We start from the raw sequence: 25024 nt of genomic DNA on the forward strand, positions 1-25024 counted from the left end.
CCGGCCCCGCCGCCCCGGCACGTGCTCCTCAGCACACCTTCAGCAGCAGCACCGACCGCCCCGGCACCGTGATCGCCGTCCCCGCCCGGTGCACGACACCGGGCGCCTCGCCCTGCTCCTCCCGCGAGGTGTCCACGACCACCTCGTAGCGAGCGGCCCACGGCAGCCCCGGCAGCTCGAAGGAGGCCGGCCGGTCCCCGGCGTGCAGCACGGCGAGGAAACTGTCGTCGGTCACCGGGACGCCCAGCGCGTCCCGGCCCGGGATGTCCCGCCCGGACAGGTACATCCCGACCGTCGCGGCGGGCGCGTACCAGTCGCGTTCCGTCATCTCGGTGCCCCGCGCGGTGAACCAGGCCAGGTCCCGCAGCCCGTCGGCCGAATGGGCCCGCCCGGAGAAGAACGCCCGCCGGCGCAGCACCGGATGCTCGTGCCGCAGCGCGATCAGCCGGGACGTCAGCTCGAACAGCGCCCGCCAGCCGGGGTCCTCCAGCTGCGTCCAGTCGACCCAGCTGATCTCGTTGTCCTGGCAGTACGCGTTGTTGTTGCCCCGCTGGGTCCGCCCGAACTCGTCGCCTGCGACCAGCATCGGCACACCGGTCGACAGCAGCAGGGTGGTCAGCAGGTTCCTCAACTGCCGCCGCCGCAGCGCCTGGAGACCCTCGTCCGCGCTCTCGCCCTCCACCCCGCCGTTCCAGGCGCGGTTGTCGTCCGTGCCGTCCCGGTTGCCCTCGCCGTTCGCCTCGTTGTGCTTGCGCTCGTAGGACACCATGTCCCGCAGGGTGAAACCGTCGTGCGCGGTCACGAAGTTCACCGACGCGTACGGGCGGCGGCCGCCCCAGGCGTACAGGTCGCTCGACCCGGACAGCCGGTACCCCAGGTCCCGCACGTCGGGCAGGGCACCGCGCCAGAAGTCCCGTACGGCGTTGCGGTAGCGGTCGTTCCACTCCGTCCACAGGGGCGGGAAGGCGCCCACCTGGTAGCCGCCCGAGCCCACGTCCCACGGCTCGGCGATCAGCTTGACCCGGCGCAGCACCGGGTCCTGCGCGATGACGGCGAGGAACGGCGACAGCATGTCCACGTCGTGCATGGACCGGGCGAGCGCGGCCGCGAGGTCGAAGCGGAAGCCGTCGACTCCCATCTCCGTCACCCAGTACCGCAGCGAGTCCGTGATCAGCCGCAGCACCTGGGGCTGCACGACGTGCAGGGTGTTGCCGCAGCCCGTGTAGTCGGCGTAACGGCGGGCGTCGGACTGGAGCCGGTAGTAGCCGCGGTTGTCGATGCCGCGCAGCGACAGCATCGGGCCCAGCTCGCCCGCCTCCGCGGTGTGGTTGTAGACCACGTCGAGGATGACCTCGATGCCGGCCGCGTGCAGCGCGCGCACCATCCGCTTGAACTCGCCGACCTGCTGGCCCGTCGTCCCGGAGGCCGCGTAGCCCGCGTGCGGGGCGAAGTAGCCGATCGAGTTGTAGCCCCAGTAGTTCTTCAGGCCCCGGCGCAGCAGATGGTCCTCGTGGGCGAACTGGTGCACCGGCAGCAGCTCCACCGCCGTCACCCCGAGCCTCACCAGGTGCTCGATCGCGGCCGGATGCGCGAGTCCCGCGTAGGTGCCGCGCAGTTCCTCGGGGATCCCGGGGTGCAGACGGGTGAATCCGCGGACGTGCAGCTCGTAGATCACCGAGTCGGCCCAGGGGGTCTTCGGGCGGTGGTCGTCGGCCCAGTCGTCGTCGTCCTGCACGACGACGCCCTTGGGGACGAACGGCGCCGAGTCCCGGTCGTCGCGCACGGTGTCGGCGACGTGCTGCTGCGGCCAGTCCCGGACGTGCCCGTACACCTCGGGAGGCAGTGTGAAGTCGCCGTCCACCGCGCGCGCGTACGGGTCGAGGAGCAGCTTCGCCGGGTTCCAGCGGGCGCCGGTCCACGGGTCCCAGCGGCCGTGCACCCGGAAGCCGTAGCGGCGGCCGGGGAACACGCCGGGGACGAAGCCGTGCCAGATCTCGTGGGTGAGTTCGGTGAGCGGGACGCGCGTCTCGGCGCCCGCCTCGTCGAAGAGACACAGGTCGACGGCCTCCGCCCCGCCCGCCCACAGCGCGAAGTTGGTGCCGGTGGTGCCGTCCGGGCCGACCCGGAAGCGTGCGCCGAGCGGAGTCGGGGCACCCGGCCACACGGAGACGGCGGGCGTCTTCGGGCGCCGGGCGCCGTTCGGCGCGGGAGCGGCCGGTACCGGCTCCGTGGTCGCGGGCACGGCTGTGGACCGCCCCGCCGGTTCCGTGGCGGTCTGCGTGGGCAGTTCAGCGGCATGTCCCTGGTGGACTGCCTCCTGCTCGGGTGCGCTCGACACCGATCAGCCTCCCGCGGCTCGTGGAACGCAACGAAAAGGGGCGTACGGCGTCCCGGCCGCAGCTCCTTGTCGCGTCGTCCTCCCCACTGTTCTGCCCACCGCGTGGCTCGCACTCACGTTTCCCCGGCGGGGCGCCGTCGTTGGGTCCCTTGTGAACCACGTACCGACGCGCGCGCGGCGCGCAGGGGCCGCGCTGGCCGCCGTACTGACCTGGGCCGGTCTGCTGGCCGGAGCCGCCGGCTGCTCCTCCGACGGGATCTCGAAAGGGATCGGTGAGGCGTTCGGCAAACCCCGCTCGCCCGAGGACGTCATCCACGTCACGCCCGACGACACCGCCAAGGGGGTCCGCCCGCGGCAGCCCCTCACGGTACGGGTGCCCGGCGGGCGCCTGGAGTCCGTGAGGGTCGTCAAGTCCCAGGACGCCCAGGAGTCCCCGGTGCCCGGGCGGATCTCCGACGACGGCCTGTCCTGGAAACCGGACGACCCGCGGCTCGCCCTCGCCGCCAAGTACACCGTCGACGCGGTGGCCCTGGACGGGCACGGACGCCGCTCGGCCCGGCACACCACCTTCACCACGGAGGTCCCCGACGAGCGCTTCATCGGCTACGTCACCCCGGAGAACCGGTCCACCGTCGGCACCGGAATGATCGTCTCCCTGGAGTTCAACCGGGAGATCGAGAACCGGGCCGCCGTCGAGCGGGCCATCCGGGTGGAGGCGAGCCCGGCCGTCGAGATCCGCCCGCACTGGTTCGGCAAGGACCGCGTCGACTTCCGCCCCGAGACGTACTGGAAGCCCGGCACGAAGGTCACCGTCGACCTGCGCCTGCGCGACGTCGAGGCCGCACCCGGCGTCTACGGACTCCAGTCGAAGACCTTCACCTTCACCGTCGGCCGCAGCCAGGTCTCCCTCGTCGACGCCCGCGCGCACACCATGCAGGTCCGCCGCGACGGCGCCCTGCTCGCCACGGTGCCGATCACCGCGGGGGCGCCCAGGACGACCACGTACAACGGGAAGATGGTCGTCACCGAGATGCTCGAGGTGACCCGGATGAACAGCCGCACGGTCGGTTTCGGCGGCGAGTACAACATCCCGGACGTCCCGCACGCGATGCGCCTCACCGACTCCGGGACGTTCCTGCACGGCAACTACTGGGCGCCGGACGCCTTCGGGCACACCAACGTCAGCCACGGCTGCGTGGGCCTGCGGGACGTCAAGGGAGGCGGCTCCGACACCCCCGCGGGCTGGTTCTTCGACCGCAGCCTCGTCGGCGACGTCGTCGAGGTCGTGCACAGCAACGACAAGCAGGTCGCGGCCGACAACGGGCTCGGCGGCTGGAACATGAACTGGAAAGAGTGGAAGGCGGGCTTCCGGCGGTGAGGTGACCCCCTGTGCGGGTATGCGCACCATGGACTCCAGTGGCGCCCCGCACGGCCGAAGTTGGGACTGAACAGTGACATTCCCGGGGAGCCATCGCTCCAGGCCGTGTGATTAATTAGCGCGATACGCGCGTGGGACGCGCTGGAGTGCGGGCCTGATCAGGCCGTGCGAGGGGAGAACGACTTGAACGGGCGACCGATATCGGGGGCGTCGGTTGGCGCACGGACCCACCGGAGCAAGGGAGTCCTGGCACTGCTGCTGGGGGTCCTGCTGCTCGCGGTGACCGCGTGCGGCGGGGGAGGAGGCTCGGACCGGGAGGCCGGTTCGGGCGACGGCAAGGGCAAGGGATCGAGCGGCACGGCCGACACGAAGGTCTCGCAGGCCGTGGTGAAGATCGCGCCCAAGGACGGCGCGGGCGACGTGGAGACGAGCGGTGCGCTCAAGGTCACCGCCGCCAAGGGCAAGCTGACCGAGGTCCGCGTCGAGGACACCAAGGGAAACGCTGTCAAGGGAAGCATCACCGACGGGGGCGCCACCTGGACGCCGGCGTCGCACCTGGCCGCGGCCACCAAATACACGGTCCACGCGGTGGCCAAGGACTCCTCAGGCCGTGAGGCCGCCGAGGAGTCGGCGTTCACCACGCTGACCCCGAAGAACACGTTCGTCGGCATCTACACGCCGGAGGACGGCTCGAAGGTCGGCGTCGGGATGCCCTTCTCGGTCCGCTTCACCCGGGGCATCACGCACCCGGGCGACGTCGAGAAGGCCATCAGGATCAAGACGGAGCCCGCGGTCGACGTCGAGGGCCACTGGTTCGGCAACGACCGGCTCGACTTCCGTCCCGAGGAGTACTGGGCGGCCGGCACGAAGGTCACCGTCACCTTCGACCTCGATGGCGTCGAGGGCCGCCCCGGCGTCTACGGCAAGCAGGCCAAGACCGTGAAGTTCACGATCGGCCGCAGCCAGGTCAGCACCGTCGACGTCAAGACCCACAAGATGACCGTCAAGCGCGACGGCAAGGTCCTCAGGACCATCCCCGTCACCACGGGCAAGCCGGGCTACGACACCTGGAACGGCAAGATGGTCATCAGCGAGCGCCTCAAGGTGACGCGCATGAACGGCGAGACGGTCGGCTACGGCGGCGAGTACGACATCAAGGACGTGCCGCACGCCCAGCGCCTGACCAACTCGGGCACGTTCATCCACGGCAACTACTGGGGCGGCGACGCCTTCGGCAACTACAACGCCAGCCACGGCTGCATAGGCCTGCGCGACGTGCGCGGCGGCTACGACGGCAAGGTGGCGGCGGCCTGGTTCTTCGACAACTCGATCACCGGTGACGTGGTCGTGGTCAAGAACTCGCACGACAAGACGGTCGCCCCGGACAACGGCTACAACGGCTGGAACATGTCCTGGTCGGACTGGACCAAGTAACCGGTCTTCGGCGGGCCGGGTGTGCTGTGACCCAGCACACCCGGCCCGTCGGCGTTAACCGCCACTAACCTGCTTGCATGACTGTGCATCTCGAAGTGGCCGAAGGCGTGGGCACCATCCGCCTGGACCGCCCGCCCATGAACGCCCTGGACGTCGCGACGCAGGACCGTCTCAAGGAGCTCGCCGAGGAGGCCGCGACCCGCACGGACGTCCGTGCCGTCGTGCTCTACGGCGGGGAGAAGGTGTTCGCGGCCGGCGCGGACATCAAGGAGATGCAGGCCATGGACCACGCGGCGATGGTCGTACGGTCCCGGGCCCTGCAGGACTCCTTCACCGCCGTCGCCCGCATCCCCAAGCCGGTCGTCGCCGCCGTCACCGGCTACGCGCTGGGCGGCGGCTGCGAGCTCGCCCTCTGCGCCGACTACCGCATCGCCGGGGAGAACGCGAAGCTGGGCCAGCCGGAGATCCTGCTCGGCGTCATTCCCGGCGCCGGCGGCACCCAGCGTTTGTCCCGGCTGATCGGACCCTCCCGGGCCAAGGACCTCATCTTCACCGGGCGCATGGTCAAGGCCGACGAGGCGCTCACCCTCGGCCTCGTCGACCGGGTCGTCCCCGCGGCCGAGGTGTACACGGCCGCCCACACGTGGGCCGCCCGGCTCGCGCAGGGCCCGGCGATCGCCCTGCGCGCCGCGAAGGAGTCCGTCGACGCGGGTCTGGAGACGGACCTGGAGACCGGACTCGCCATCGAACGGAACTGGTTCGCGGGCCTGTTCGCGACGGAGGACCGGGAGCGCGGGATGCGCAGCTTCGTCGAGGAGGGTCCGGGCAAGGCGAAGTTCCTCTGACCGGAGGGCGAACGTCACCCCGGAAATTCCGCTGATCCACTTGCAGTTGACGCGGTGTCTTACCCGGCGTCCCCCGATGGAGCGTTTTATGCCAGTCTTAAGGCAACCTTAAGCGCACCTTGTCGGCGGTCGCCGGGTATTGCCTCCAACTGCCCTCCGCGCGCAGGTCGGACGGGGTGTCCCACCCTCCGAAATGCCGTGGGCATATGCCGATCAGCGGTGTCGGAATGTCCCATTCCGGGGGGCGTATTCCTCCGGAACGGCCCCCAAGCGAGGTCCGGGCGGCCATGATGGGGGCATGGCGGGGCTGGAGGGTATCGAACAGCCGCGGCGGCACGGGAGTGCGACCGCGGCACGCTGGACACCTGCGGTCGAGGACGAACGGGCGCTCAGGGCACTGGAGTTGTTCGGCAATCCCACCGAGACCGAGGTGCAGTTGCCGTCCCGTCCGGAGTCCGCGGCGTCCGCGCGGCGGCTCACCCAGGTCGTGGTGCTGCGTCACTGGGGCCTCTCGCCGAAGATGACCGAGGACGCGGTCTTACTCGTCTCCGAACTCGTGGGCAACGCCGTGCGGCACACCGGCGCCCGCCATTTCGGACTCCGGATGCGCCGCCGCCGCGGCTGGATCCGCGTCGAGGTGCGTGATCCCTCCCGCGGCCTTCCCTGCCTGCTGCCGGTCCAGGAGCTGGACCTGAGCGGGCGCGGTCTCTTCCTCGTCGACAAGCTCTCCGACCGCTGGGGCGTCGATCTCCTGCCCCGCGGCAAGACCACCTGGTTCGAGATGCGCGTCGCCGACCGCTAGCCCGGCCCTCGTACGCGGAAACCCCGGCCGCTGGGCAGCCGGGGCTTCGGGGCTCCGCGGAACGAATGGGGTGTGATCCGCGGTGCCGGCGACAACCATGGCCCGGGTCAATGGGTGGAGGTCGCATCGCTGACTATCGCAGACCGACCGGATTGATCCAAAACCAGAGGATGTCGGCCCCGCCACCCTCCACTCGATCCCCCTCCGGTCCGCCCCACAACCTTCTTTCGCCCCCTCCGCCCCTACCCGACCCGTACCTGGGGCTCCGCCCCAGACCCCGCTCCTCAAACGCCGGAGGGGCTGAATATGCCGAGCGCCGGAGGGGCTAAATATCCCGAGCGCTTGAGGGGCCGCATTCTCCTCAGCCACGTACTGCCCGCACCCGGCGTCCGACGGGAGGGGCCGTGCCGGTACATCAGATGCCCGTCGCTTACGCCCGGATCGAGCAGCTCCCGCCTCTCGACCCACGTCTGATCCAACGGCGACGGGCGGATGTACCGGCACGGCCCCGACCCACCCACCGGACGGCACCCGGAAACGCGAGCGCACCCGCACCCGCACCACCCGCAACGCCCGGCGCGCAGCCGCCCGCAGACGGACCAATCGTCGGTTTCCGGGGTGATCCACCCTTAAATGGTCCGGTGACCACGCCCGCCGAAGACCCCGCACCCGCTCCACCCCGGCGCGCGGCCCTGCTCACGGGACTAGCGCTCACCGCAGGAACGCTCACCGCAGGAACCCTCACCGCAGGCTGCGCCGCCCCGGCGACCCCCGACGCCGCACGGGGCCGGCCCCACACGACGCCCCCCACACCCCCCGCCGCGCCGAGCGCGCCCGTCGTACCCCCCGCCCCCGCCCCCCGCCGGTTCCCCGCCCAGCCCTCCGAGATCACCCACGGCCCCCGCACGAACCCCCCGAAAGTCGCCCTCACCTTCCACGGCCAGGGCGACCCCGCCGTCGCCACGTCGGTGCTCGGCGAGGCCGAGAAGGCCGGCGTCCGCGTCACCGTCCTCGCCGTGGGCACCTGGCTCGACGAGCACCCCGGCATGGCCCGCCGCATCCTCGACGGCGGTCACGACCTCGGCAACCACACACTCCACCACCTCGACATCAACGCGATGTCGCAGACGGAGGCGGCCGCCGAGATCCGTGGCTGCGCGGACCGGCTGAAGCGGCTGACCGGCTCGATCGGCACCTGGTTCCGGCCCTCCCGCAGCCCGCGGGCCTCCGCCCTGGTCCAGCGCCTCGCGCAGGACGCCGGCTACCCGCACACCCTCTCCTACGACGTCGACTCCCTCGACTTCACGTCGCCGGGGGCCGCCGCGGTCACCCGGAACGTCCTGGCGACGGTCCGCCCCGGCTCCGTGGTGAGCCTGCACTTCGGCTACGCCGACACGGTCGCCGCCCTCCCCGACCTCCTGCACGAGCTCGACCGGCGCGGCCTGCGCCCGGTCACCACAACGGAGTTGCTGAGCTGATGCTGACGACGCCCCCCTCCCTCCCGCGCTCCCCCCTGCGCGCCCCCGTGCACTCCTCCCTGCGGGGCGTGCTGGCCGCCGGTGCCGCCCTCGCCGCGCTGGCCGCCCTCGCGGGCTGCGGCGCCTCCGGCGGGAAGCACGCCGACGAGGCCCTCGGCACGAAGGCCGCCGTCCAGCCCGCCCCGGTGAAGAAGAAGACGCCCGAGGGCCTGCCCGGCATGCCCCCGCTGCTGGACCCGACGGACGTCTACGCGGCGGACCGCCCGGGCCGGCTCTCCCCGGTGGTCAAGGACTTCCCGTCCCGGGTGTACGTGCCGAACACCGAGTCCAACACGGTCACGGTCATCGACCCCAAGACGTACGAGGTCATCGAGACGATCAAGGTCGGGGTCCAGCCCCAACACGTCGTCCCCTCCTGGGACATGAAGACCCTGTGGGTCAACAACGACAAGGGCAACAGCCTCACGCCCATCGACCCGAAGACGGGGAAGGCCGGCAAGCCGGTCGACGTGCACGACCCGTACAACCTGTACTTCACGCCCAACGGCAAGTACGCCATCGTGATGGCCTCGCTCGACCGCGAGCTGGTGTTCCGCGACGCGCACACGATGAAGCGCGTCAAGACGGAGCCGGTCAGCTGCTACGGCGTCAACCACGCCGACTTCTCCCCGGACGGCAGGTACTTCATCGTGTCCTGCGAGTTCAGCGGCGAACTGCTGAAGGTCGACACCGAGAAGATGAAGGTGGTCGCCCAGCAGAAGCTGCCGTTCCAGGGGGCGATGCCGCAGGACGTGAAGATCTCCCCCGACGGCAAGAAGTTCTACATCGCCGACATGATGGCCGACGGGGTCTGGGTCCTGGACGGCGACAAGTTCACCGAGCCGACGCTGCTGCACACCGGCAAGGGTGCCCACGGTCTCTACGTCAGCCGCGACTCCCGCGAGATGTACATCTCCAACCGCGGTGAGGGCACCATCTCGATCTTCGACTTCACCCAGAACCGGCTCACCAAGAAGTGGCGCCTGCCGGACGGCGGCAGCCCGGACATGGGCGGCGTCTCGGCGGACGGCAAGGTCCTGTGGCTCTCCGGCCGCTACAACGCCGAGGTGTACGCGATCGACACCCGCACCGGTGTGCAGCTCGCCCGCATCCCCGTCGGCAGCGGCCCGCACGGACTCGCCGTGTACCCCCAGCCCGGCCGCTACTCGCTCGGCCACACCGGCATCTTCCGCTAGAACGGCACCTGTTGATCCGCTTGAGCTGACACGCCGTCGTACGGGTGACGGTCCACGGCCCGCCCCCGCGGAACGGAGATCGTGCTCCCCATGATCATCCATCGCCCGCGGCGGCGGGCCGCCGCCGTCGTCCTGTCCCTCGGAGCCGTCCTCGCGACGACCGCCGCGACGCCCGCCGCCCCCGCCACCCGGGCCGCGGCCCCGAGCTGTCCCCAGTTCGCCGACCCGGTCAAGGCCGCCGCCGACCGGCGGGTGGACGTCGGGCGCATCACGCCGGAGCCGGTCTGGCGCAGGACCTGCGACACCCTGTACCGCAGCGACTCCCGGGGCCCGGCGACCGTCTTCGAGCAGGGCTTCTATCCGAAGGACGTCGTCGGCGGCCAGTACGACATCGAGCAGTACGCCCGCGCCGACCAGCCCTCGCCGTACGTGGCGGCGACGTACGACCACGATCTCTACAAGGCCGGGACCACGGCCGTCTTCAACTACTACATCGACGCTCCCGGCGGCGTCGACGTGAACAAGACCATCGGCGACACCCATCGCCGGGCCGGCCAGGACGAGGTGGCCTTCCCCGGCGGTATCGCCCGCCAGTACGTCGTCGGTGCCTGCCCGGTCGACAGGAGGACCCGGACCGAGATCATGAGCGACTGCCAGAGCAATCCGTACTACGAGCCCTGGCACTGACCCACGTCGTTCGGCACCGCCGGAACCGGCGCCCCCGCCCGGGTGCCCGCTCAGACCGCGGTGAGCAGGGCCTCCGCCCCGACGGGACGGAAACCGGCCGCCTGGAACGCCCGCAGACTGCGGGCGTTCCCTGCCGCCACCTGCGCCCACACCGGCTCGCCGGCGAGGTGCCGCGCCGCCGTCGCGAGCGCCCGCCCGAGCCCCCGGTGCCGTACGTCCTCGGCCACCTCGACCGAGGCCTCCAGACGGCCCCCGACGCCGTGTCCGAGGACGACCGTCCCACCGTCCGCCGCCCAGGCCCGCACGCCGTCCCTCCGTCCGAGCGCGGCGGCGACCCGTGGATGGCCGGAAGCAGACAGTTCCGTGAGGACGAGGGGCGGCGGGCCGGGCAGCGGGGCGGCGACGGACATCACGTCGACGGTGTCGTGCGCGCGTCCGGTCCGCTCCATGAACGCGGCGAGGAACCGGGGGTTCATGGCCGCGGCGAGCGGATCGCAGCCGACGGCGGCCAGCGTCGCGCGCACCCAGCCCTCGTCCTCGTCCGTGAAGACCACGGAGTGCGCGGTGAAGGCGAGCACCCCGGCGTCGCGCGCGCACTGCTGCCGTACGACCGTGACGGAGCCGTCGGGCGGTGGGAAGATCCCCCGTGCCGCGGCGTCCACGACGGTCCCCAGCCTGTGTGCGGTGCCGGCCACGACCGCCCCCTCGACGCTTGAGTCTCCACCCACTGGAAGGCCCAGACTCGCAGACATGACCGACGACGGCACCGGCCTTCTCACCATCGGCGCACTGTCCCGGAGCACGGGCCTGTCCGTCCGGACCATCCGCTACTGGTCGGACGAGGGCGCGCTGCCCCCGGTGGCCCGCTCCTCCGGCGGCTACCGGCTCTACGACGCCGGCTCCGTGGCCCGGCTGGAGCTGGTCCGCACCCTGCGCGAGCTCGGGCTCGGCCTGGACGACGTGCGGGCGGTGCTGGCCGGCGGGACCACGGTGGCGGAGGTGGCGGCCGCGCACGTGGCCGCGCTGGACGCGCAGATCAGGTCCCTGAAGGTGACCCGGGCGGTGCTGTCGACCGTGGCACGACGCGGCTCGACCGCGGAGGAGACGACACTCATGAACCGACTGGCCCGGCTCTCGGCCGCCGAACGCGGACGCATCGTGGACGACTTCATGGAGGAGACCTTCGGAGGCCTGGACACCGCGGACCCCGACATCAGGACCCGGCTGCGGTTCAGCGTCGGCGACCTGCCCGACGACCCCACGCCCGAGCAGGTGGACGCCTGGGTGGAGCTGGCGGAACTGATCCAGTCCCCGGCCTTTCGCGCCAGGATGCGCGAGACGGTCGAGTTCAACGCGGCCGACCGGGGCCCGGACGTGGCGCCGGGCACGTCCCTGTGGTTCATGAGCCGGCTCGTGCAGCTCGCGGGCGAGGCACGGGAGCGCGGTGTCGACCCCGCGTCCCCGGAGGCGGACGAGGTGCTCGGCGGGCTGCTCGGTGACGCGGACGGAGCCGTGCTGCTGGCCCGCGTCGAGTCCGCGGCGCACGCCGAGCTGGCCCGGTTCCGTGAGTTGTGCGCCCGGGTCCGCGGCCTGGAACCGCTGTCGGCGCACCGGGCGGAGTTCGCCTGGGTGGTCGCCGCACTACGGGCCCGCGCGGACCGTTAATCTGACCTCCGTACACAACGCAGTGACGCACGCAGTGATGCACGACGAAGGGGCGGACCGGGTGGCCGACATCGAGGAAGCACGCAAGCAGTTCGAGCGGATCGACACGGACAGTGATGGATTCATCACGGCGGCCGAGTTCAAGACCGCGCTCGCCCAGGGCGGCGACTGGAACGTCACCGAGTCGGTGGCCGAGGTCATCATCGCGGCCCGCGACCTCAACGGCGACAAGCTCCTCTCGTTCGACGAGTTCTGGGTCCACCTGAACAAGTGACGCTCCCCGAAGGGGCGCCCGCCGGTCGTCCCGGCGGGCGCCCCTTCGGCGTCACCCGCCCCGGCGGGCCGTCCTCCGGGCGGCCCGAAGCAGCCGGAGAGCGTGGTGTTCTCGGCCTCTTCACCCGGATGCCGCACAGCCCGGAATAGGGCATCCGTCCCCGGGGTTGCTGATCCCCATCAGGAGCATCAACTCCGGAAGGGTCTGTCTCTCATGAAGATCGGCATCATCGGCGCGGGCAACATCGGCGGCAACCTCACCCGGCGGTTCACCGCCGCCGGGCACGACGTCTCCGTCGCCAACTCCCGCGGCCCCCAGACGCTCACCGCGCTCGCCGAGGAGACCGGGGCGACCCCCGTCACGGTCGAGGAGGCGGCGCGCGACGCCGAGATCGTCGTCGTCACCGTTCCGCTCAAGGCGGTCCCCGACCTGCCCGACGGCATCCTGGACGGAGCCGCCGAGGGCGTCGCCGTCATCGACACGGGCAACTACTACCCCCAGCAGCGCGACGGCCGGATCGACGCGATCGAGGACGACGGTCTCACCGAGAGCCGCTGGACCGCGCAGCAGATCGGCCACACGGTCGTGAAGGCCTTCAACGGCACCTACGCCCAGGACATCCTGGACCGTGCCCGCCCGGCGGGCGCACCGGACCGCTTGGCGCTCCCGGTGGCCGGGGACGACGCCGCGGCCAAGCAGCGGGTGCGCGACCTGATCGACGAGATCGGCTTCGACACCGTCGACGCGGGCGGCCTGGACGACTCCTGGCGCCAGCAGCCCGGCACGCCCGTCTACGGCCTCCAGGAGGGCGTCGACGCCGTCACGAAGGCCCTGGCCGAGGCGCCCCGGGAGCGTCCGGCGGACTTCCGCGGCTGACCCGCGCCACGGCACGGCCCGGAGGTCAGACGATCTCCAGGGGCCGGTGCGGCCCGACCGGCAGCTCCACCGTCACGGAGTCGCCGGGCCGCACCGGCCCGCCGGTGAGGACGACGCTCATGATCCCCGCCTTGAAGCGGACCGTCCCGTCCTCGTCCCGCCCGACGACCTGCTTCATGAGGCCCTTTCGGAAGGTGTCGATCTGGGCGCAGGGATTGCGCAGCCCCGTCACTTCGACGACGGCCTCCGCCCCCAGGTGCAGCCGCGTTCCGGTGGGCAGGTTCAGCAGGTCGACGCCTCTGGTGGTGACGTTCTCCCCGAGCTGACCGGCGGTGACCTCGAAGCCCGCCGCGCGCACCTCGTCGAACAGCTCCTCGTGGATGAGGTGCACCTGGCGGAGGTTCACCTGCGACGGGTCCTTCAGCATCCGGAACCGGTGCTTGACCGTCGTCCCGGCGTGCACGTCGCCCTCCACGCCCAGCCCGGCGAGGAGCGTGACGCCCGTCCGGTTCGGCTTGGTGAAGGAATACGTCCCGTTGCTGCTGACCGCAGCGACCGTCCCGCCCATGTGTCCGCTCTTTCCTTCCGCTCGGCTACGCCCCGCCGGCCCAGGTGCGCAGCGCGGTCCTGCTCGCGAAGTCCGCCACATTCTTGTCCACCGGGTCGGACGTGTACTGGTGGAAGCGCCACTTCGCCTTGATACGGGGCTTTCCCGCGGAGACGTAGTCGGCGATCCAGAGACCGTCGCCGGCGTACGAGGTGGTGTCGATGTTCAGCCAGAAGTTCCGGTTCGTGTAGAGCACCACCCGGTGGTGCGGGCGCAGCTCCTTGACCTTGCGGATGAAGCGGTCCTTCTCCGCGTTGCTCGCGTGGGTGCCCTCGCCGGTGGTCTCCCAGTCGACGGCGAGCAGGTCGCCCGCCTTCTCGGGGGCCTTGCCGACGAAGTACTCGGCCTGGGCGGTGATGTCGCCGGGCCACAGGAAGTGGTAGAAGCCCACGACGCACCCGGCGTCGCGGGCCGTCTTCACCTGGGCGGCGAGCTTCGGGTTGACGTACGAGCGGCCTTCGGTCGCCTTGATGAAGACGAACGACAGTCCGTCGGTTCCGTACGCGGACGACTGGTAGGCGCTGACGTCGATGCCTCGCAGCATGGGGGGAGCCTCCGTGCAGGGGGCGGGCCACACAGAGTGGTGCCCGGGTTTCGTGGGGAACAACTGCCTTTCGAGTTCCCCGACTTCACCCGTGTCACCCTCGTACGGAGGAGCGACCCGCACCCGGCGTACGCGATCAGCACTCGATGATGTTCACCGCGAGGCCGCCCCGGGCCGTCTCCTTGTACTTCACGCTCATGTCGGCGCCGGTCTCCTTCATGGTCTTGATGACCTTGTCGAGGGAGACCTTGTGGGATCCGTCGCCGCGCATCGCCATCTTCGCGGCCGTCACGGCCTTCACGGCGGCCATGCCGTTGCGCTCGATGCAGGGGATCTGCACCAGACCGCCGACCGGGTCGCAGGTCAGGCCGAGGTTGTGCTCCATGCCGATCTCGGCCGCGTTCTCCACCTGCTCGGGGCTGCCGCCGAGCACCTCGGCGAGCGCGCCGGCCGCCATCGAGCAGGCCGAGCCGACCTCGCCCTGGCAGCCGACCTCGGCGCCGGAGATGGACGCGTTCTCCTTGAAGAGCATGCCGATGGCACCGGCCGCGAGGAGGAACCGCACGACGCCCTCCTCGTCCGCGCCCGGCACGAAGTTGATGTAGTAGTGCAGCACCGCCGGGATGATCCCGGCCGCGCCGTTGGTCGGGGCGGTCACCACCCGGCCGCCCGCGGCGTTCTCCTCGTTGACCGCCATCGCGTAGAGGGTGATCCACTCCATCGCGTGGGCCAGCGGATCGCCCTCGGCGCGCAGCTGGCGGGCCGAGTTGGCGGCGCGCCGGCGGACCTTGAGGCCGCCCGGCAGGATGCCCTCGCGGGCCATGCCGCGCGAGACGCACGCCTGCATCACGCGCCAGATGGCGAGGAGCCCCTCGCGGATCTCCTCCTCGGTGCGCCAGGCCCGCTCGTTCTCCAGCATCAGCGCGGAGATCGACAGGCCGGTCTCCTTCGTCAGCCGCAGCAGCTCGTCACCCGTGCGGAACGGGTACTTCAGGACGGTGTCGTCGAGCTTGATGCGGTCCTCGCCGACGGCGTCCTCGTCGACCACGAAGCCGCCGCCCACCGAGTAGTACGTCTTCTCCAGGACGAGGTCGCCCGCGGCGTCGTGGGCGAAGATCGTCATGCCGTTCGCGTGGTACGGCAGGGCCTTGCGGCGGTGCAGGATCAGGTCGTCGTCGAAGGAGAAGTCGATCTCGTGCTCGCCGAGCAGGCTGAGCCGGCCGGACGCCTTGATCTGCTCCACGCGGTCGTCGGCGCCCTCCACGTCGACCGTACGCGGCGAGGCGCCCTCCAGACCGAGCAGCACCGCCTTGGGGGTGCCGTGCCCGTGGCCGGTCGCGCCCAGCGAGCCGTACAGCTCGGCGCGTATCGAGGCCACCGGGGCCAGCAGCTCCTCGTTGCGCAGCCGCCGGGCGAACATGCGTGCGGCGCGCATCGGGCCCACCGTGTGGGAGCTGGACGGGCCGATACCGATCGAGAACAGGTCGAAGACCGAGATGGCCACGGGGAACTCCTTGGTGGTTTCGCCGGACGCCGTTGTCCGGCGGGGGTGGTGCGGGACTGCATGGGACGGGGCACCGCGCTGCTTCCAGTGTGCGCGGTGCCCCGGACGCTCGTACGGAACGAACCGTACGAACAAAAACCGTACGCCGTGAAAACGTACGAACAAAAACGTACGGCCTGAAGCGTACGAAACTACTTCAGGCCGGGGTACAGCGGGTGCTTGTCGGCCAGAGCGGACACCCGGGCCTTGAGGGCCTCGGCGTCGTAGGCCGGCTTCAGCGCCTCGGCGATGATGTCGGCGACCTCGGTGAAGTCCTCGGTCGTGAACCCGCGGGTGGCGAGCGCCGGCGTGCCGATGCGCAGGCCGGAGGTGACCATCGGGGGGCGCGGGTCGTTCGGGACGGCGTTGCGGTTGACCGTGATGCCGACCTCGTGGAGCCGGTCCTCGGCCTGCTGCCCGTCCAGCGCGGAGTTGCGCAGGTCGACGAGGACCAGGTGCACGTCGGTGCCGCCGGACAGCACGTCCACGCCCACGGCCTTCGCGTCGTCCTGGACCAGGCGCTCGGCCAGGATGCGCGCGCCGTCCAGCGTGCGCTGCTGGCGCTCCTTGAAGTCGTCGGTGGCGGCGACCTTGAAGGAGACGGCCTTGGCCGCGATCACGTGCTCCAGCGGACCGCCCTGCTGACCCGGGAAGACCGCGGAGTTGATCTTCTTGGCCAGCTCGGCCGTCGAGAGGATCACGCCGCCGCGGGGGCCGCCGAGGGTCTTGTGGGTGGTCGTCGTGACGACGTGGGCGTGCGGCACCGGGTTCGGGTGCAGGCCCGCGGCCACCAGACCCGCGAAGTGCGCCATGTCGACCATGAGGTACGCGCCGACCTCGTCGGCGATCCGGCGGAACTCCGCGAAGTCGAGCTGACGCGGGTACGCGGACCAGCCCGCGACGATCAGCTTCGGACGCGACTCCTTGGCGAGGCGCTCGACCTCGGCCATGTCGACCTGGCCGGTCTCGTCGTCCACGTGGTACGCGACCACGTCGTAGAGCTTGCCGGAGAAGTTGATCTTCATGCCGTGGGTGAGGTGCCCGCCGTGCGCGAGGTTCAGACCCATGATCGTGTCGCCCGGCTTGAGCAGCGCGAACATCGCCGCCGCGTTGGCCTGGGCGCCCGAGTGCGGCTGCACGTTGGCGTGCTCGGCGCCGAACAGCGCCTTCACCCGGTCGATGGCGATCTGCTCGACCACGTCGACGTGCTCGCAGCCACCGTAGTAGCGGCGGCCGGGATAGCCCTCGGCGTACTTGTTGGTCAGGACCGAGCCCTGGGCCTCCATGACCGCGACCGGAGCGAAGTTCTCCGAGGCGATCATCTCCAGGGTGGACTGCTGGCGGTGCAGTTCGGCGTCGACGGCGGCCGCGACGTCCGGGTCCAGCTCGTGCAGGGGGGTGTTCAGAAGCGACATGCGGTGACTCCTCAGCCGGCGGTGAAGGCGGCGTACTCGTCGGCGGACATCAGGTCCTCGGGCTCGTCGGCGACGCGGACCTTGAACAGCCAGCCACCCTCGAAGGGGGCCGAGTTCACCAGCGACGGGTCGTCCACCACGTCCTGGTTGGCCTCGACGACCTCGCCGCCCACGGGGGAGTACAGGTCGCTGACCGACTTGGTCGACTCCAGCTCGCCGCAGGACTCGCCCGCGGTCACCGTGTCACCGACCTCGGGAAGCTGGGCGTAGACGACATCGCCGAGCGCGTTGGCCGCGAACTCGGTGATGCCCACGGTCGCGACGCCGTCCTCGGCGACGGACAGCCACTCGTGCTCCTTGCTGTAGCGGAGCTGCTGGGGGTTGCTCATGGCCTGAATTCTCCTGTACGCGGGGGAGTGCTGATGAAAGGGGGAGTCCGTCACCCGGACGAGCCCGTCCGGGGGTGCCGTCCGGCGCCGCGGAGAGTCGCGGCGCCCGTGGTCCGTGCGGGCCGGTGTCACGGCCTGCCGGTGCGGACCAGTGTCACTTCCGGCGCTTGTAGAAGGGCAGCGCCACGACCTCGTAGGGCTCGTGGGTGCCCCGGATGTCCACACCGACACCGGTGGTGCCCGGCGCGGCGTGCGCGGCGTCGACGTACGCCATCGCGATCGGCTTGCCCAGCGTGGGCGACGGGGCGCCCGAGGTGATCTCTCCGACGACCTGGCCGCCGGAGACCACCGGGTACCCGGCGCGCGGCACGCGACGCCCCTCGGCGACGAGGCCGACCAGGACCCGCGGCGGGTTCTGCTCGGCGCGCTCGGCGGCCTCCTGGAGCGCGGCGCGCCCCACGAAGTCGCCCTCCTTCTCGAACTTCACGACCCGCCCGAGACCGGCGTCGAAGGGGGTCAGCGAGGTCGTCAGCTCGTGCCCGTACAGCGGCATGCCCGCCTCCAGGCGCAGCGTGTCGCGGCAGGACAGGCCGCACGGGATCAGCCCGACGGGGGTGCCCGCGTCGGTCAGTGCCTGCCACACCTTCTCGGCGTCGGCGGGCGCGACGAACAGTTCGAAACCGTCCTCGCCCGTGTAGCCGGTGCGGGCGATCAGCGCCGGCACGCCGGCGACGGTGCCCGGCAGTCCCGCGTAGTACTTCAGGCCGTCCAGGTCCGCGTCGGTGAGCGACGCGAGGATGCCGGGGGACTCGGGTCCCTGCACGGCGATCAGGGCGTACGCGTCACGGTCGTCGCGCACGACCGCGTCGAAACCGGCGGCGCGTGCGGTCAGCGCGTCCAGCACCACCTGCGCGTTGGAGGCGTTCGCCACGACCATGAACTCGTGCTCGGCGAGCCGGTAGACGATCAGGTCGTCCAGGATGCCGCCGTCCTCCTGGCAGATCATCGTGTAGCGGGCACGGCCGACGCCCACGGTGGCGATGTTGCCGACCAGTGCGAAGGCGAGGAGGTCGGCGGCCTGTGGGCCGGTGACGGTGATCTCGCCCATGTGCGAGAGGTCGAAGAGGCCGGCCTTCGTGCGGACGGCGAGGTGCTCGTCGCGCTCCGAGCCGTAGCGCAGCGGCATGTCCCAGCCGGCGAAGTCGGTCATCGTCGCGCCCAGCGAGCGGTGCAGGGCGTCGAGCGCGGTGAGGCGGGGGGTGGTGCTGCTCATCGGTGGGGCTCCCAAGGCATGACGGCGAGGTCGTTCCTCCCCATCTGTCATCGGAACCTGAGAGGTTCATCACGACCCCGCGAAACGGTGGTCCTGATTTGCACCTTGGGTGGAGCCACGGAGAGCGGCCCGCTTTTCAGATGTGCCTCGCCCGCGCGGTAACGGGGCCTGAGAGATTCAAGGGAGGGACTTGCTCCTTCGGCGCCCGGGTACACGTACCCAGGACTCTCCCGCGCGGATTCAAGCGGCCGGTATGCAGTTGGCGCGGCCATCATTGCACGCCCCGTCCGATCAGGGCAGTCCGCATCTGTAACCGTGCTGTGGCAGTCCGCGCACCGAAACGGGAAGCGCCGCGCATTACCTTCTCTTTACACTCGACGGGGATGGGACTCCACATCCAAGGGGAGGACGGCCACGGTGAACAGGACCACGGTGTACGCGACGACCTCGGGTCTCGCGCTGCCCGAGCAGACCGGCGCACCGGCCCGGGAGGCGTGCGGCCCGCTCCCGGCGGCCGTCGTCCGTGACCTGAGGGACCGTGCCGGGCACAGCCCGCACGGTCTGCGCTTCGGCAGCCGCGACCTCGTCGTGGTCACCGGACTGCCGGGCAGCGGCAAGTCGACCCTCATGCGGCGGGCGGTCGAGGGCACGCGCGTCGACTCGCAGGACACCCGCGACCGTTGGGACGGCCGGATGGCCCGCCTGCTGCCGTACGCGGTCTACCGCCCCCTGGTCCGCCTCGCGCACTACGCGGGCCTGCGCCGGGCACTGCGCGGCGACGGCGGAGTCGTCGTGCACGACTGCGGCACCCAGGCCTGGGTGCGCCGCTGGCTCGGCCGCGCGGCACGCCGCCGGGGCGGCGCCCTGCACCTGCTGCTGCTCGACGTCACGCCGGACACCGCGCTGGACGGCCAGCGCGAGCGCGGCCGGGGCGTCTCGCGCTACGCGTTCGCCCGCCACCGCGGCGCGGTCGCCCGGCTGCTGCGCTCCGTGGAGCGCGGCGACGTGCCCGAGGGGTGCGGTTCCGCGGTCCTCATCGACCGGGAGGCGGCGGACGTGCTGCGCAGGATCGACTTCGGCCACTGACCGGCCGTGTCGCCCCATTAACCTTTCCAGCCGGAACAGTGGTTCGAAGCAGGCGGTAGAGACAGATGGACTTCCCGGCACAGGCACACCCCCACCCGCACGGCGGCTGGCCCGGCAACGAGCTGGAGGAGGTGCTGTCCGCGGCCCTCGGCATGGGCGGAGCCGCCTCGGCGGGCGCCCGCATCGTCGAGGTGCTCGGCCGCAGCTTCGTCTGGGTGCCGCTGCCCAGCGGCGGCGGCCCCGACAGCGGCCCGCTCGACCTGCCCACGATGGAGCTCGAAGGCCAGGTGTACGTGCCCGTCTTCAGCTCGGAGGAGCAGTTCCGGCAGGTCACCGGCGGCCACATGTCGTTCACCATCGCGCCCGCCGCGGAGTTCGCCCGCGGACTCCCGCCGCAGGTCGGCATCGCGGTGAACCCGGACGGCGTGGTCGGCGTGCCCCTGCCGCCGATCGCCGTCGCCGAACTCTGCCGGGCCGGGCGGACCCCGCTGGACGGACCGGCGAGCGGCGGCCGGGTGCGGCTGTTCGAACCGGACTGGCAGGAGGACCCGGTGGACTTCCTCGCCGCGGCCTCCGCCGAGTTCGCCGGCACCGGCGTCGTGCTGAGCGCCCGCCGCTGCCTGGCCAGCATCGAGGGCGACGCCCCGGTCATGTTCATCGGCGTCGAACTCTCCCTGTGGGAGGGCGAGGCCCGCACCCTCCCCCTCGACGCCCTCGGCCGGGCCCTCGGCCGCGTCCCGATGAACATCCCGGTGAACCTGGTCCTCCTCGACGTGACCCAGGACCCGGTGGGCGACTGGATGCGCGCCCAGGTCCGGCCCTTCTACCAGGCAGGTCACTGAACGGCCGGCCGTCGTGACGGAAAGGAGCACGCGACGGCGTCCCCCGGCGGAGGACGTTCGCCGCATAAGCTGGTTTCATGGCCCGGTCGAGGTGTTGACGCACGTTCTCACCGACGCCTGAGGCGTATTGGATGAGTTCGTCGTGATTTGTTCGCGAAGGGGCGGTTGAAGGGTGAGCGCGTCGGGCACGGCCGCGGCCGGGCAGGTCGAGCACATGCTGCGCCAGGTGACGCCCGGGCGTTACGACGCCTACGAGGCGCTCCTTCGCGCGCTCGCGACCCCCTCGTCCGGCCAGGTGTGGATGCTCCTCTGGCACGGCCAGTCCGGCTCCCCGGACGCCCAGTACGGCAACATGCAGGTGGACGGCTTCGGTTACGCCCCCTGCGTCACCTCCGCCCAGGAGCTGTCGGCCAGCGGCTGGAACCGCTCGTACGAGGTCGTCGACGGCCTGGACGTGGCCCGCACCCTGTACCCCGACCACTTCGGTCTCTGGCTGAATCCGCACGCTCCCGGCGGCGGCCTCGGCATCCCCTGGCTCGACCTGCGCCGGATCGCCACCGGCCTGGAACGCCAGCCCGCGGGCCCGCTCCGGCTCTCCGAACCCGGCATCGAGATCCCGCAGTTCTACGCCCTGATCACCCAGAACGCGCATCTCACCCCGGCCGTGCGCTCGCTGCGCCGGGCCTGGGTGCAGCCCGCGCTCGGGGCGCCGTACCTCGCCATCGGCCTCGACGTGTACGACACCTCGCCGCCCGCCGTCGACTCGGTGCGGGCGATGATGCAGCAGTCGATCGGGGCCGTCCCCGAGGGGCTGCCCGTCTCGACGGTCGCGATGTCCGACGCGTTCGACCCGGTCGCGATGTGGCTGCGCGCCAACGCCCGGCCGTTCTACGACCGCGAGGCCCACGCGGCCCCCGCGCAGGCCCCGGTGGCGGGCGGCTACGGCTATCCGCCGGCCCGCGGCGGCTACTGAGACCGTCCCGCATCGCGGACCGGTCGTACGATCGTGCGAGTGCTGCTGGCATCATGACCTCGCGCACGGCCTTCCATTGCCGTACGCACGATGGTGCTGACCTGCGGGGGAGCAGGCGCATGGGGTGGTTGTCCCGGTTCGGGACCGTTTGAGGCCAAAAGGATCAGCGTGGACCCTTCACGCCCAACTGCCCCTCGTCCGGCTCGCGTTACCCACTGTTCGGATAACGGAATCCCCCTACAAGCATCACGGTTGCGCATACTTTCTCCATGAGACCTGGCACGTGATCGTGGCGGCACTGAAGACTCGCCCATCAGACACGGGGTCATCGATTCCGTGAGCGAGTGCAAGTCGAACGATCAGCCGGGTCATCGGGCCGCATCATCTGCGGCCGGCTTCCCGGCGAGCAAGTGAACCAAGCCGCAGACAGCGGCAGGCGTAGGCCGGTCACCACCGGCGAGAAGGGTCGGGTCACTGTGACCGCACCGATCGAGACCACCGGGGCGGCGACGGAAGTTCAGCCAGAGGCTGTACTCGCCGGAGTCGACAAGGGGCAGATCGAGGGTCGTTCCCTGGGACAGATCGCCTGGACGCGCTTCAAGCGCGACAGAGTGGCGGTCGCCGGCGGTGTCATCGTCGTGCTGCTCATCCTGCTGGCCGTGCTCGCCCGGCCCGTCCAGGCGATGTTCGGGCTGGACCCGAACGCCTTCCACCAGGACCTGATCGACCCCAACACCTCGCTGCCCAAGGGCGGGTTCGGCGGAATGAGCTGGGATCACCCGCTCGGCGTCGACCCGAAGTTCGGGCGCGACATCGCCACCCGTGTCCTCGAGGGCTCCTGGGTCTCCCTGGTGGTCGCCTTCGGCGCCACCATCCTGTCGAACGTGATCGGCGCGATCCTCGGCGTCGTCGCGGGCTACTACGGCGGGCGCGTCGACGCGGTCATCAGCCGCCTGATGGACACGTTCCTCGCCTTCCCCCTCCTGCTCTTCGCGATCGCCATCTCCGCCACCCTGCAGGGCGGCGCGTTCGGCCTCGAAGGGCTCCCGCTCCACCTGAGCGTGCTGATCTTCGTGATCGGCTTCTTCAACTGGCCCTACCTGGGCCGTATCGTCCGAGGCCAGACGCTCGCCCTGCGTGAGCGGGAGTTCGTGGACGCCTCCCGGGGCATGGGGGCCAGGGGCCCGTACATCCTGTTCCGGGAACTGCTGCCCAACCTGGTCGGCCCGATCATCGTCTACTCGACGCTGCTCATCCCGACCAACATCCTCTTCGAGGCGTCCCTGAGCTTCCTCGGGGTCGGCATCCAGCCCCCGCAGGCGTCCTGGGGCGGCATGCTCCGTGAAGCGGTCACCTATTACGAGGTCGACCCGCAGTTCATGATCGTGCCCGGCCTCGCCATCTTCGTGACCGTCCTCGCCTTCAACCTGCTGGGCGACGGTCTCCGCGACGCTCTCGACCCGCGCAGTCGCTGATGCCTGACGCGCACCGAGAGATCCACAAGTTTCCGACAATGGAGGGGAACCCGCCCATCATGCGAAGGTCAGCGCTGGCCGCAATTGCGGCCATCGGCTCCGCGAGTCTGCTCGTTGCAGGCTGCAGCAAGGCCGATGACAACAAGAACAACGACAACACGAAGTCAGCTGGGGCCAACGCAGCGACCACGGACGTCGTCAACGCCTCCACCCAGAAGGGGGGCACGGTCACGTACGAGTACTCCGACGTGCCGGACTCCTTCGACCCGGGCAACACGTACTACGCGTACATGTACAACCTCTCGCGTCTGTACGCCCGTCCGCTGATGACGTTCCAGCCCGGCGCCGGCGAGAAGGGCAACACCCTTGTCCCCGACCTCGCCGCGAGCAAGGGTGTCCCGAGCGACGGCGGCAAGACCTGGACGTACAAGCTGCGTTCGGGCCTGAAGTACCAGGACGGCACCGCCATCACGTCCAAGGACGTGAAGTACGCCGTCGAGCGCTCGAACTTCGCGCGTGACGTCCTCTCCCTCGGCCCGAACTACTTCCAGCAGTTCCTCGTGGGCGGCGACAAGTACAAGGGTCCCTACAAGGACAAGAGCGGCAAGGGTCTCTCCTCCATCGAGACCCCGGACGACACCACCGTCGTCTTCCACCTGAAGACCGCGTTCCAGGAGTTCGACTACCTGGTCGCCTCGCCGCAGACCGCTCCGGTCCCGCAGGCGAAGGACAACGGCGTCGACTACGTCAAGAACATCGTGTCCTCGGGCTCGTACAAGTTCCAGAGCTACTCGGACGGCAAGCAGGCCGTCCTCGTGCGCAACGAGAACTGGGACGCGAAGACCGACCCGCTGCGCAAGCAGTACCCCGAGAAGATCGTCGTCAACCTGAAGGTCAACGCCGAGACGATCGACAAGGACGTCCTCGCGGGCGACGCGATCGACCTCGGTGGCGGTGGCGTCCAGGCCGCGACCCAGGCGCAGCTGCTCAGCTCGGCCGACAAGAAGGCCGGCACGGACAACACCTACGGTGGCCGACTCGTCTACATGGCGATCAACACCAAGGTGAAGCCGTTCGACAAGGTCGAGTGCCGCAAGGCCGTGCAGTTCGCGATCGACAAGGTCTCGGTGCAGACCGCCGAGGGCGGCCCGGTCCGTGGCGACATCGCCTCCACGGTCCTTCCGCCGGACATCCCGGGCTACAGCAAGTCGGACGTCTACGCGTCCGCGGGCAACAAGGGTGACGCGGCCAAGGCCAAGGACCAGCTCAAGGCCTGTGGCAAGACGTCGATCAACACGAACATCTCCGCGCGCAGCGACCGCCCGCAGGAGATCGACGCGGCCACCGCGATCATCAACTCGCTGAAGAAGGTCGGCATCAACGCCAGCCTGAAGCAGTACCCGTCGGGCAAGTACTTCACCGACTACGCGGGTGTCCCGAAGTTCACCGAGAAGAACAACATCGGTCTGATCATGATGCAGTGGGGTGCCGACTGGCCCTCCGGCTACGGCTTCCAGCAGCAGATCCTGAACGGCAGCGCGATCGGCGCCTCGGGTAACACCAACCTGTCGCAGTACGACAACAAGGACGTCAACGCGCTGCTCGAGAAGGCCATCGGCACGCAGGACGACACCGCGCGCAACAGCATCTACACCGAGATCGACAAGAAGACCATGGACGACGCCGTCCTCGTCCCGCTGACGTACTTCAAGGTGCTCCTGGCCCGCCCGAAGTACGCCACGAACCTGGTCTCCACGGCTGCCTTCAGCGGCCAGTACGACTACCTCAACATCGGCACCACGAAGAAGTAGTAGCCCCGGAAGGCAGGTGAAGGCATTGGTGCCCGCGGGCTCAGCCCGCGGGCA

Annotated in this window: 23 protein-coding genes and 1 riboswitch; of the genes, 15 read left to right on the forward strand and 8 right to left on the reverse strand. The window is 70.6% G+C overall.

All coding sequences use genetic code 11. The features are described 5' to 3' along the window. Positions 1–28: 28 nt before the first annotated feature. On the reverse strand, positions 29–2242 hold the full coding sequence (glgX, locus tag B0675_RS16210) for a glycogen debranching protein GlgX (protein WP_107482800.1): 2214 nt from the start codon (positions 2240–2242) through the stop codon (positions 29–31). Between the two features lie 247 nt (positions 2243–2489). Between glgX and B0675_RS16215 the strand changes: the two genes are divergently transcribed. The 7 genes from B0675_RS16215 to B0675_RS16245 all read left to right on the forward strand — a co-directional run bounded on the left by B0675_RS16215 (position 2490) and on the right by B0675_RS16245 (position 10197). Next, positions 2490–3716: an Ig-like domain-containing protein gene (locus B0675_RS16215; RefSeq protein WP_081219530.1), complete on the forward strand. Its 1227-nt coding sequence runs from the start codon at positions 2490–2492 to the stop codon at positions 3714–3716. A 183-nt stretch (positions 3717–3899) separates the two neighbouring features. Then, a complete protein-coding gene (locus B0675_RS16220; RefSeq protein WP_081219531.1) occupies positions 3900–5150 on the forward strand; it encodes an Ig-like domain-containing protein in 1251 nt (416 codons plus the stop codon). A gap of 77 nt (positions 5151–5227) precedes the next feature. Continuing rightward, positions 5228–5995 (forward strand): enoyl-CoA hydratase-related protein, encoded by a 768-nt coding sequence (locus B0675_RS16225; RefSeq protein ID WP_081219532.1) that lies wholly within the window; start codon positions 5228–5230, stop codon positions 5993–5995. Between the two features lie 193 nt (positions 5996–6188). Further along, positions 6189–6797 (forward strand): ATP-binding protein, encoded by a 609-nt coding sequence (locus tag B0675_RS16230; protein ID WP_081219533.1) that lies wholly within the window; start codon positions 6189–6191, stop codon positions 6795–6797. A 641-nt stretch (positions 6798–7438) separates the two neighbouring features. Next, positions 7439–8275, forward strand: a complete 837-nt coding sequence (locus B0675_RS16235) for a polysaccharide deacetylase family protein (protein ID WP_241539796.1) — start codon at positions 7439–7441, stop codon at positions 8273–8275. After that, positions 8275–9510, forward strand: coding sequence for a YncE family protein (locus tag B0675_RS16240; protein WP_107482641.1), 1236 nt, complete (start codon positions 8275–8277; stop codon positions 9508–9510). Before B0675_RS16235 ends, B0675_RS16240 begins: the two co-directional genes overlap by 1 nt. Positions 9511–9600: 90 nt before the next feature. Beyond that, positions 9601–10197 carry an ADP-ribosyltransferase gene (locus B0675_RS16245; protein ID WP_081219535.1) on the forward strand — a complete coding sequence of 199 codons (597 nt, stop codon included), beginning with the start codon at positions 9601–9603 and terminating at the stop codon, positions 10195–10197. Between the two features lie 50 nt (positions 10198–10247). Here the strand turns inward: B0675_RS16245 and B0675_RS16250 are convergent, their stop codons facing one another. Next, positions 10248–10892, reverse strand: a complete 645-nt coding sequence (locus B0675_RS16250; RefSeq protein WP_241539797.1) for a GNAT family N-acetyltransferase — start codon at positions 10890–10892, stop codon at positions 10248–10250. Positions 10893–10947: 55 nt separating this feature from the next. Between B0675_RS16250 and B0675_RS16255 the strand changes: the two genes are divergently transcribed. From B0675_RS16255 to B0675_RS16265, 3 genes are all read left to right on the forward strand, one after another. Beyond that, a complete protein-coding gene (locus tag B0675_RS16255; protein ID WP_081219536.1) occupies positions 10948–11862 on the forward strand; it encodes a MerR family transcriptional regulator in 915 nt (304 codons plus the stop codon). Positions 11863–11923: 61 nt separating this feature from the next. Continuing rightward, positions 11924–12136, forward strand: coding sequence for an EF-hand domain-containing protein (locus B0675_RS16260; RefSeq protein ID WP_081221829.1), 213 nt, complete (start codon positions 11924–11926; stop codon positions 12134–12136). Between the two features lie 105 nt (positions 12137–12241). After that, entirely contained in the window at positions 12242–13012 is a 771-nt protein-coding gene (locus B0675_RS16265) for an NAD(P)-binding domain-containing protein (RefSeq protein ID WP_277625249.1), read from the forward strand. Positions 13013–13037: 25 nt separating this feature from the next. Here the strand turns inward: B0675_RS16265 and B0675_RS16270 are convergent, their stop codons facing one another. From B0675_RS16270 to gcvT, 6 genes are all read right to left on the reverse strand, one after another. Next, positions 13038–13580 carry an MOSC domain-containing protein gene (locus B0675_RS16270; protein ID WP_081219538.1) on the reverse strand — a complete coding sequence of 181 codons (543 nt, stop codon included), beginning with the start codon at positions 13578–13580 and terminating at the stop codon, positions 13038–13040. A 25-nt stretch (positions 13581–13605) separates the two neighbouring features. Continuing rightward, positions 13606–14163, reverse strand: a complete 558-nt coding sequence (locus tag B0675_RS16275) for a glycoside hydrolase family 25 protein (protein WP_081219539.1) — start codon at positions 14161–14163, stop codon at positions 13606–13608. 136 nt (positions 14164–14299) lie between these two features. After that, positions 14300–15667, reverse strand: coding sequence for an L-serine ammonia-lyase (locus B0675_RS16280; protein WP_081219540.1), 1368 nt, complete (start codon positions 15665–15667; stop codon positions 14300–14302). Between the two features lie 191 nt (positions 15668–15858). Continuing rightward, positions 15859–17121, reverse strand: a complete 1263-nt coding sequence (gene glyA, locus B0675_RS16285; RefSeq protein ID WP_081219541.1) for a serine hydroxymethyltransferase — start codon at positions 17119–17121, stop codon at positions 15859–15861. A gap of 11 nt (positions 17122–17132) precedes the next feature. Then, on the reverse strand, positions 17133–17510 hold the full coding sequence (gene gcvH, locus B0675_RS16290) for a glycine cleavage system protein GcvH (protein WP_081219542.1): 378 nt from the start codon (positions 17508–17510) through the stop codon (positions 17133–17135). Positions 17511–17664: 154 nt separating this feature from the next. Then, positions 17665–18783, reverse strand: coding sequence for a glycine cleavage system aminomethyltransferase GcvT (gene gcvT / locus B0675_RS16295; protein WP_081219543.1), 1119 nt, complete (start codon positions 18781–18783; stop codon positions 17665–17667). A 146-nt stretch (positions 18784–18929) separates the two neighbouring features. Further along, positions 18930–19026: riboswitch (glycine riboswitch) on the reverse strand. A 174-nt stretch (positions 19027–19200) separates the two neighbouring features. Between gcvT and B0675_RS16300 the strand changes: the two genes are divergently transcribed. The 5 genes from B0675_RS16300 (at position 19201) to B0675_RS16320 (ending at position 24970) form a co-directional block, all read left to right on the forward strand. Further along, positions 19201–19869 carry an AAA family ATPase gene (locus tag B0675_RS16300; RefSeq protein WP_081219544.1) on the forward strand — a complete coding sequence of 223 codons (669 nt, stop codon included), beginning with the start codon at positions 19201–19203 and terminating at the stop codon, positions 19867–19869. 65 nt (positions 19870–19934) lie between these two features. Beyond that, positions 19935–20711, forward strand: a complete 777-nt coding sequence (locus tag B0675_RS16305) for an enhanced serine sensitivity protein SseB (RefSeq protein WP_081219545.1) — start codon at positions 19935–19937, stop codon at positions 20709–20711. 172 nt (positions 20712–20883) lie between these two features. Next, positions 20884–21684: an enhanced serine sensitivity protein SseB C-terminal domain-containing protein gene (locus B0675_RS16310; RefSeq protein ID WP_081219546.1), complete on the forward strand. Its 801-nt coding sequence runs from the start codon at positions 20884–20886 to the stop codon at positions 21682–21684. A gap of 476 nt (positions 21685–22160) precedes the next feature. Further along, entirely contained in the window at positions 22161–23159 is a 999-nt protein-coding gene (locus tag B0675_RS16315) for an ABC transporter permease (RefSeq protein WP_081219547.1), read from the forward strand. A gap of 59 nt (positions 23160–23218) precedes the next feature. Then, positions 23219–24970 carry an ABC transporter substrate-binding protein gene (locus B0675_RS16320; RefSeq protein ID WP_241539798.1) on the forward strand — a complete coding sequence of 584 codons (1752 nt, stop codon included), beginning with the start codon at positions 23219–23221 and terminating at the stop codon, positions 24968–24970. Positions 24971–25024 lie beyond the last annotated feature (54 nt).

The organism is Streptomyces sp. M41(2017), from assembly GCF_002078175.1.
GTDB lineage: Bacteria > Actinomycetota > Actinomycetes > Streptomycetales > Streptomycetaceae > Streptomyces.

Excerpts from the sequence above, each read along its gene's own strand:
- B0675_RS16225 (WP_081219532.1), top strand. The coding sequence starts at position 5,228 with ATGACTGTGCATCTCGAAGTGGCCGAAGGCGTGGGCACCATCCGCCTG.
- B0675_RS16230 (WP_081219533.1), top strand. The coding sequence starts at position 6,189 with ATGCCGTGGGCATATGCCGATCAGCGGTGTCGGAATGTCCCATTCCGG.
- B0675_RS16240 (WP_107482641.1), top strand. The coding sequence starts at position 8,275 with ATGCTGACGACGCCCCCCTCCCTCCCGCGCTCCCCCCTGCGCGCCCCC.
- B0675_RS16245 (WP_081219535.1), top strand. The coding sequence starts at position 9,601 with ATGATCATCCATCGCCCGCGGCGGCGGGCCGCCGCCGTCGTCCTGTCC.
- B0675_RS16255 (WP_081219536.1), top strand. The coding sequence starts at position 10,948 with ATGACCGACGACGGCACCGGCCTTCTCACCATCGGCGCACTGTCCCGG.
- B0675_RS16270 (WP_081219538.1), bottom strand. The coding sequence starts at position 13,580 with ATGGGCGGGACGGTCGCTGCGGTCAGCAGCAACGGGACGTATTCCTTC.
- B0675_RS16275 (WP_081219539.1), bottom strand. The coding sequence starts at position 14,163 with ATGCTGCGAGGCATCGACGTCAGCGCCTACCAGTCGTCCGCGTACGGA.
- glyA (WP_081219541.1), bottom strand. The coding sequence starts at position 17,121 with ATGTCGCTTCTGAACACCCCCCTGCACGAGCTGGACCCGGACGTCGCG.
- gcvH (WP_081219542.1), bottom strand. The coding sequence starts at position 17,510 with ATGAGCAACCCCCAGCAGCTCCGCTACAGCAAGGAGCACGAGTGGCTG.
- gcvT (WP_081219543.1), bottom strand. The coding sequence starts at position 18,783 with ATGAGCAGCACCACCCCCCGCCTCACCGCGCTCGACGCCCTGCACCGC.
- B0675_RS16305 (WP_081219545.1), top strand. The coding sequence starts at position 19,935 with ATGGACTTCCCGGCACAGGCACACCCCCACCCGCACGGCGGCTGGCCC.
- B0675_RS16320 (WP_241539798.1), top strand. The coding sequence starts at position 23,219 with ATGCGAAGGTCAGCGCTGGCCGCAATTGCGGCCATCGGCTCCGCGAGT.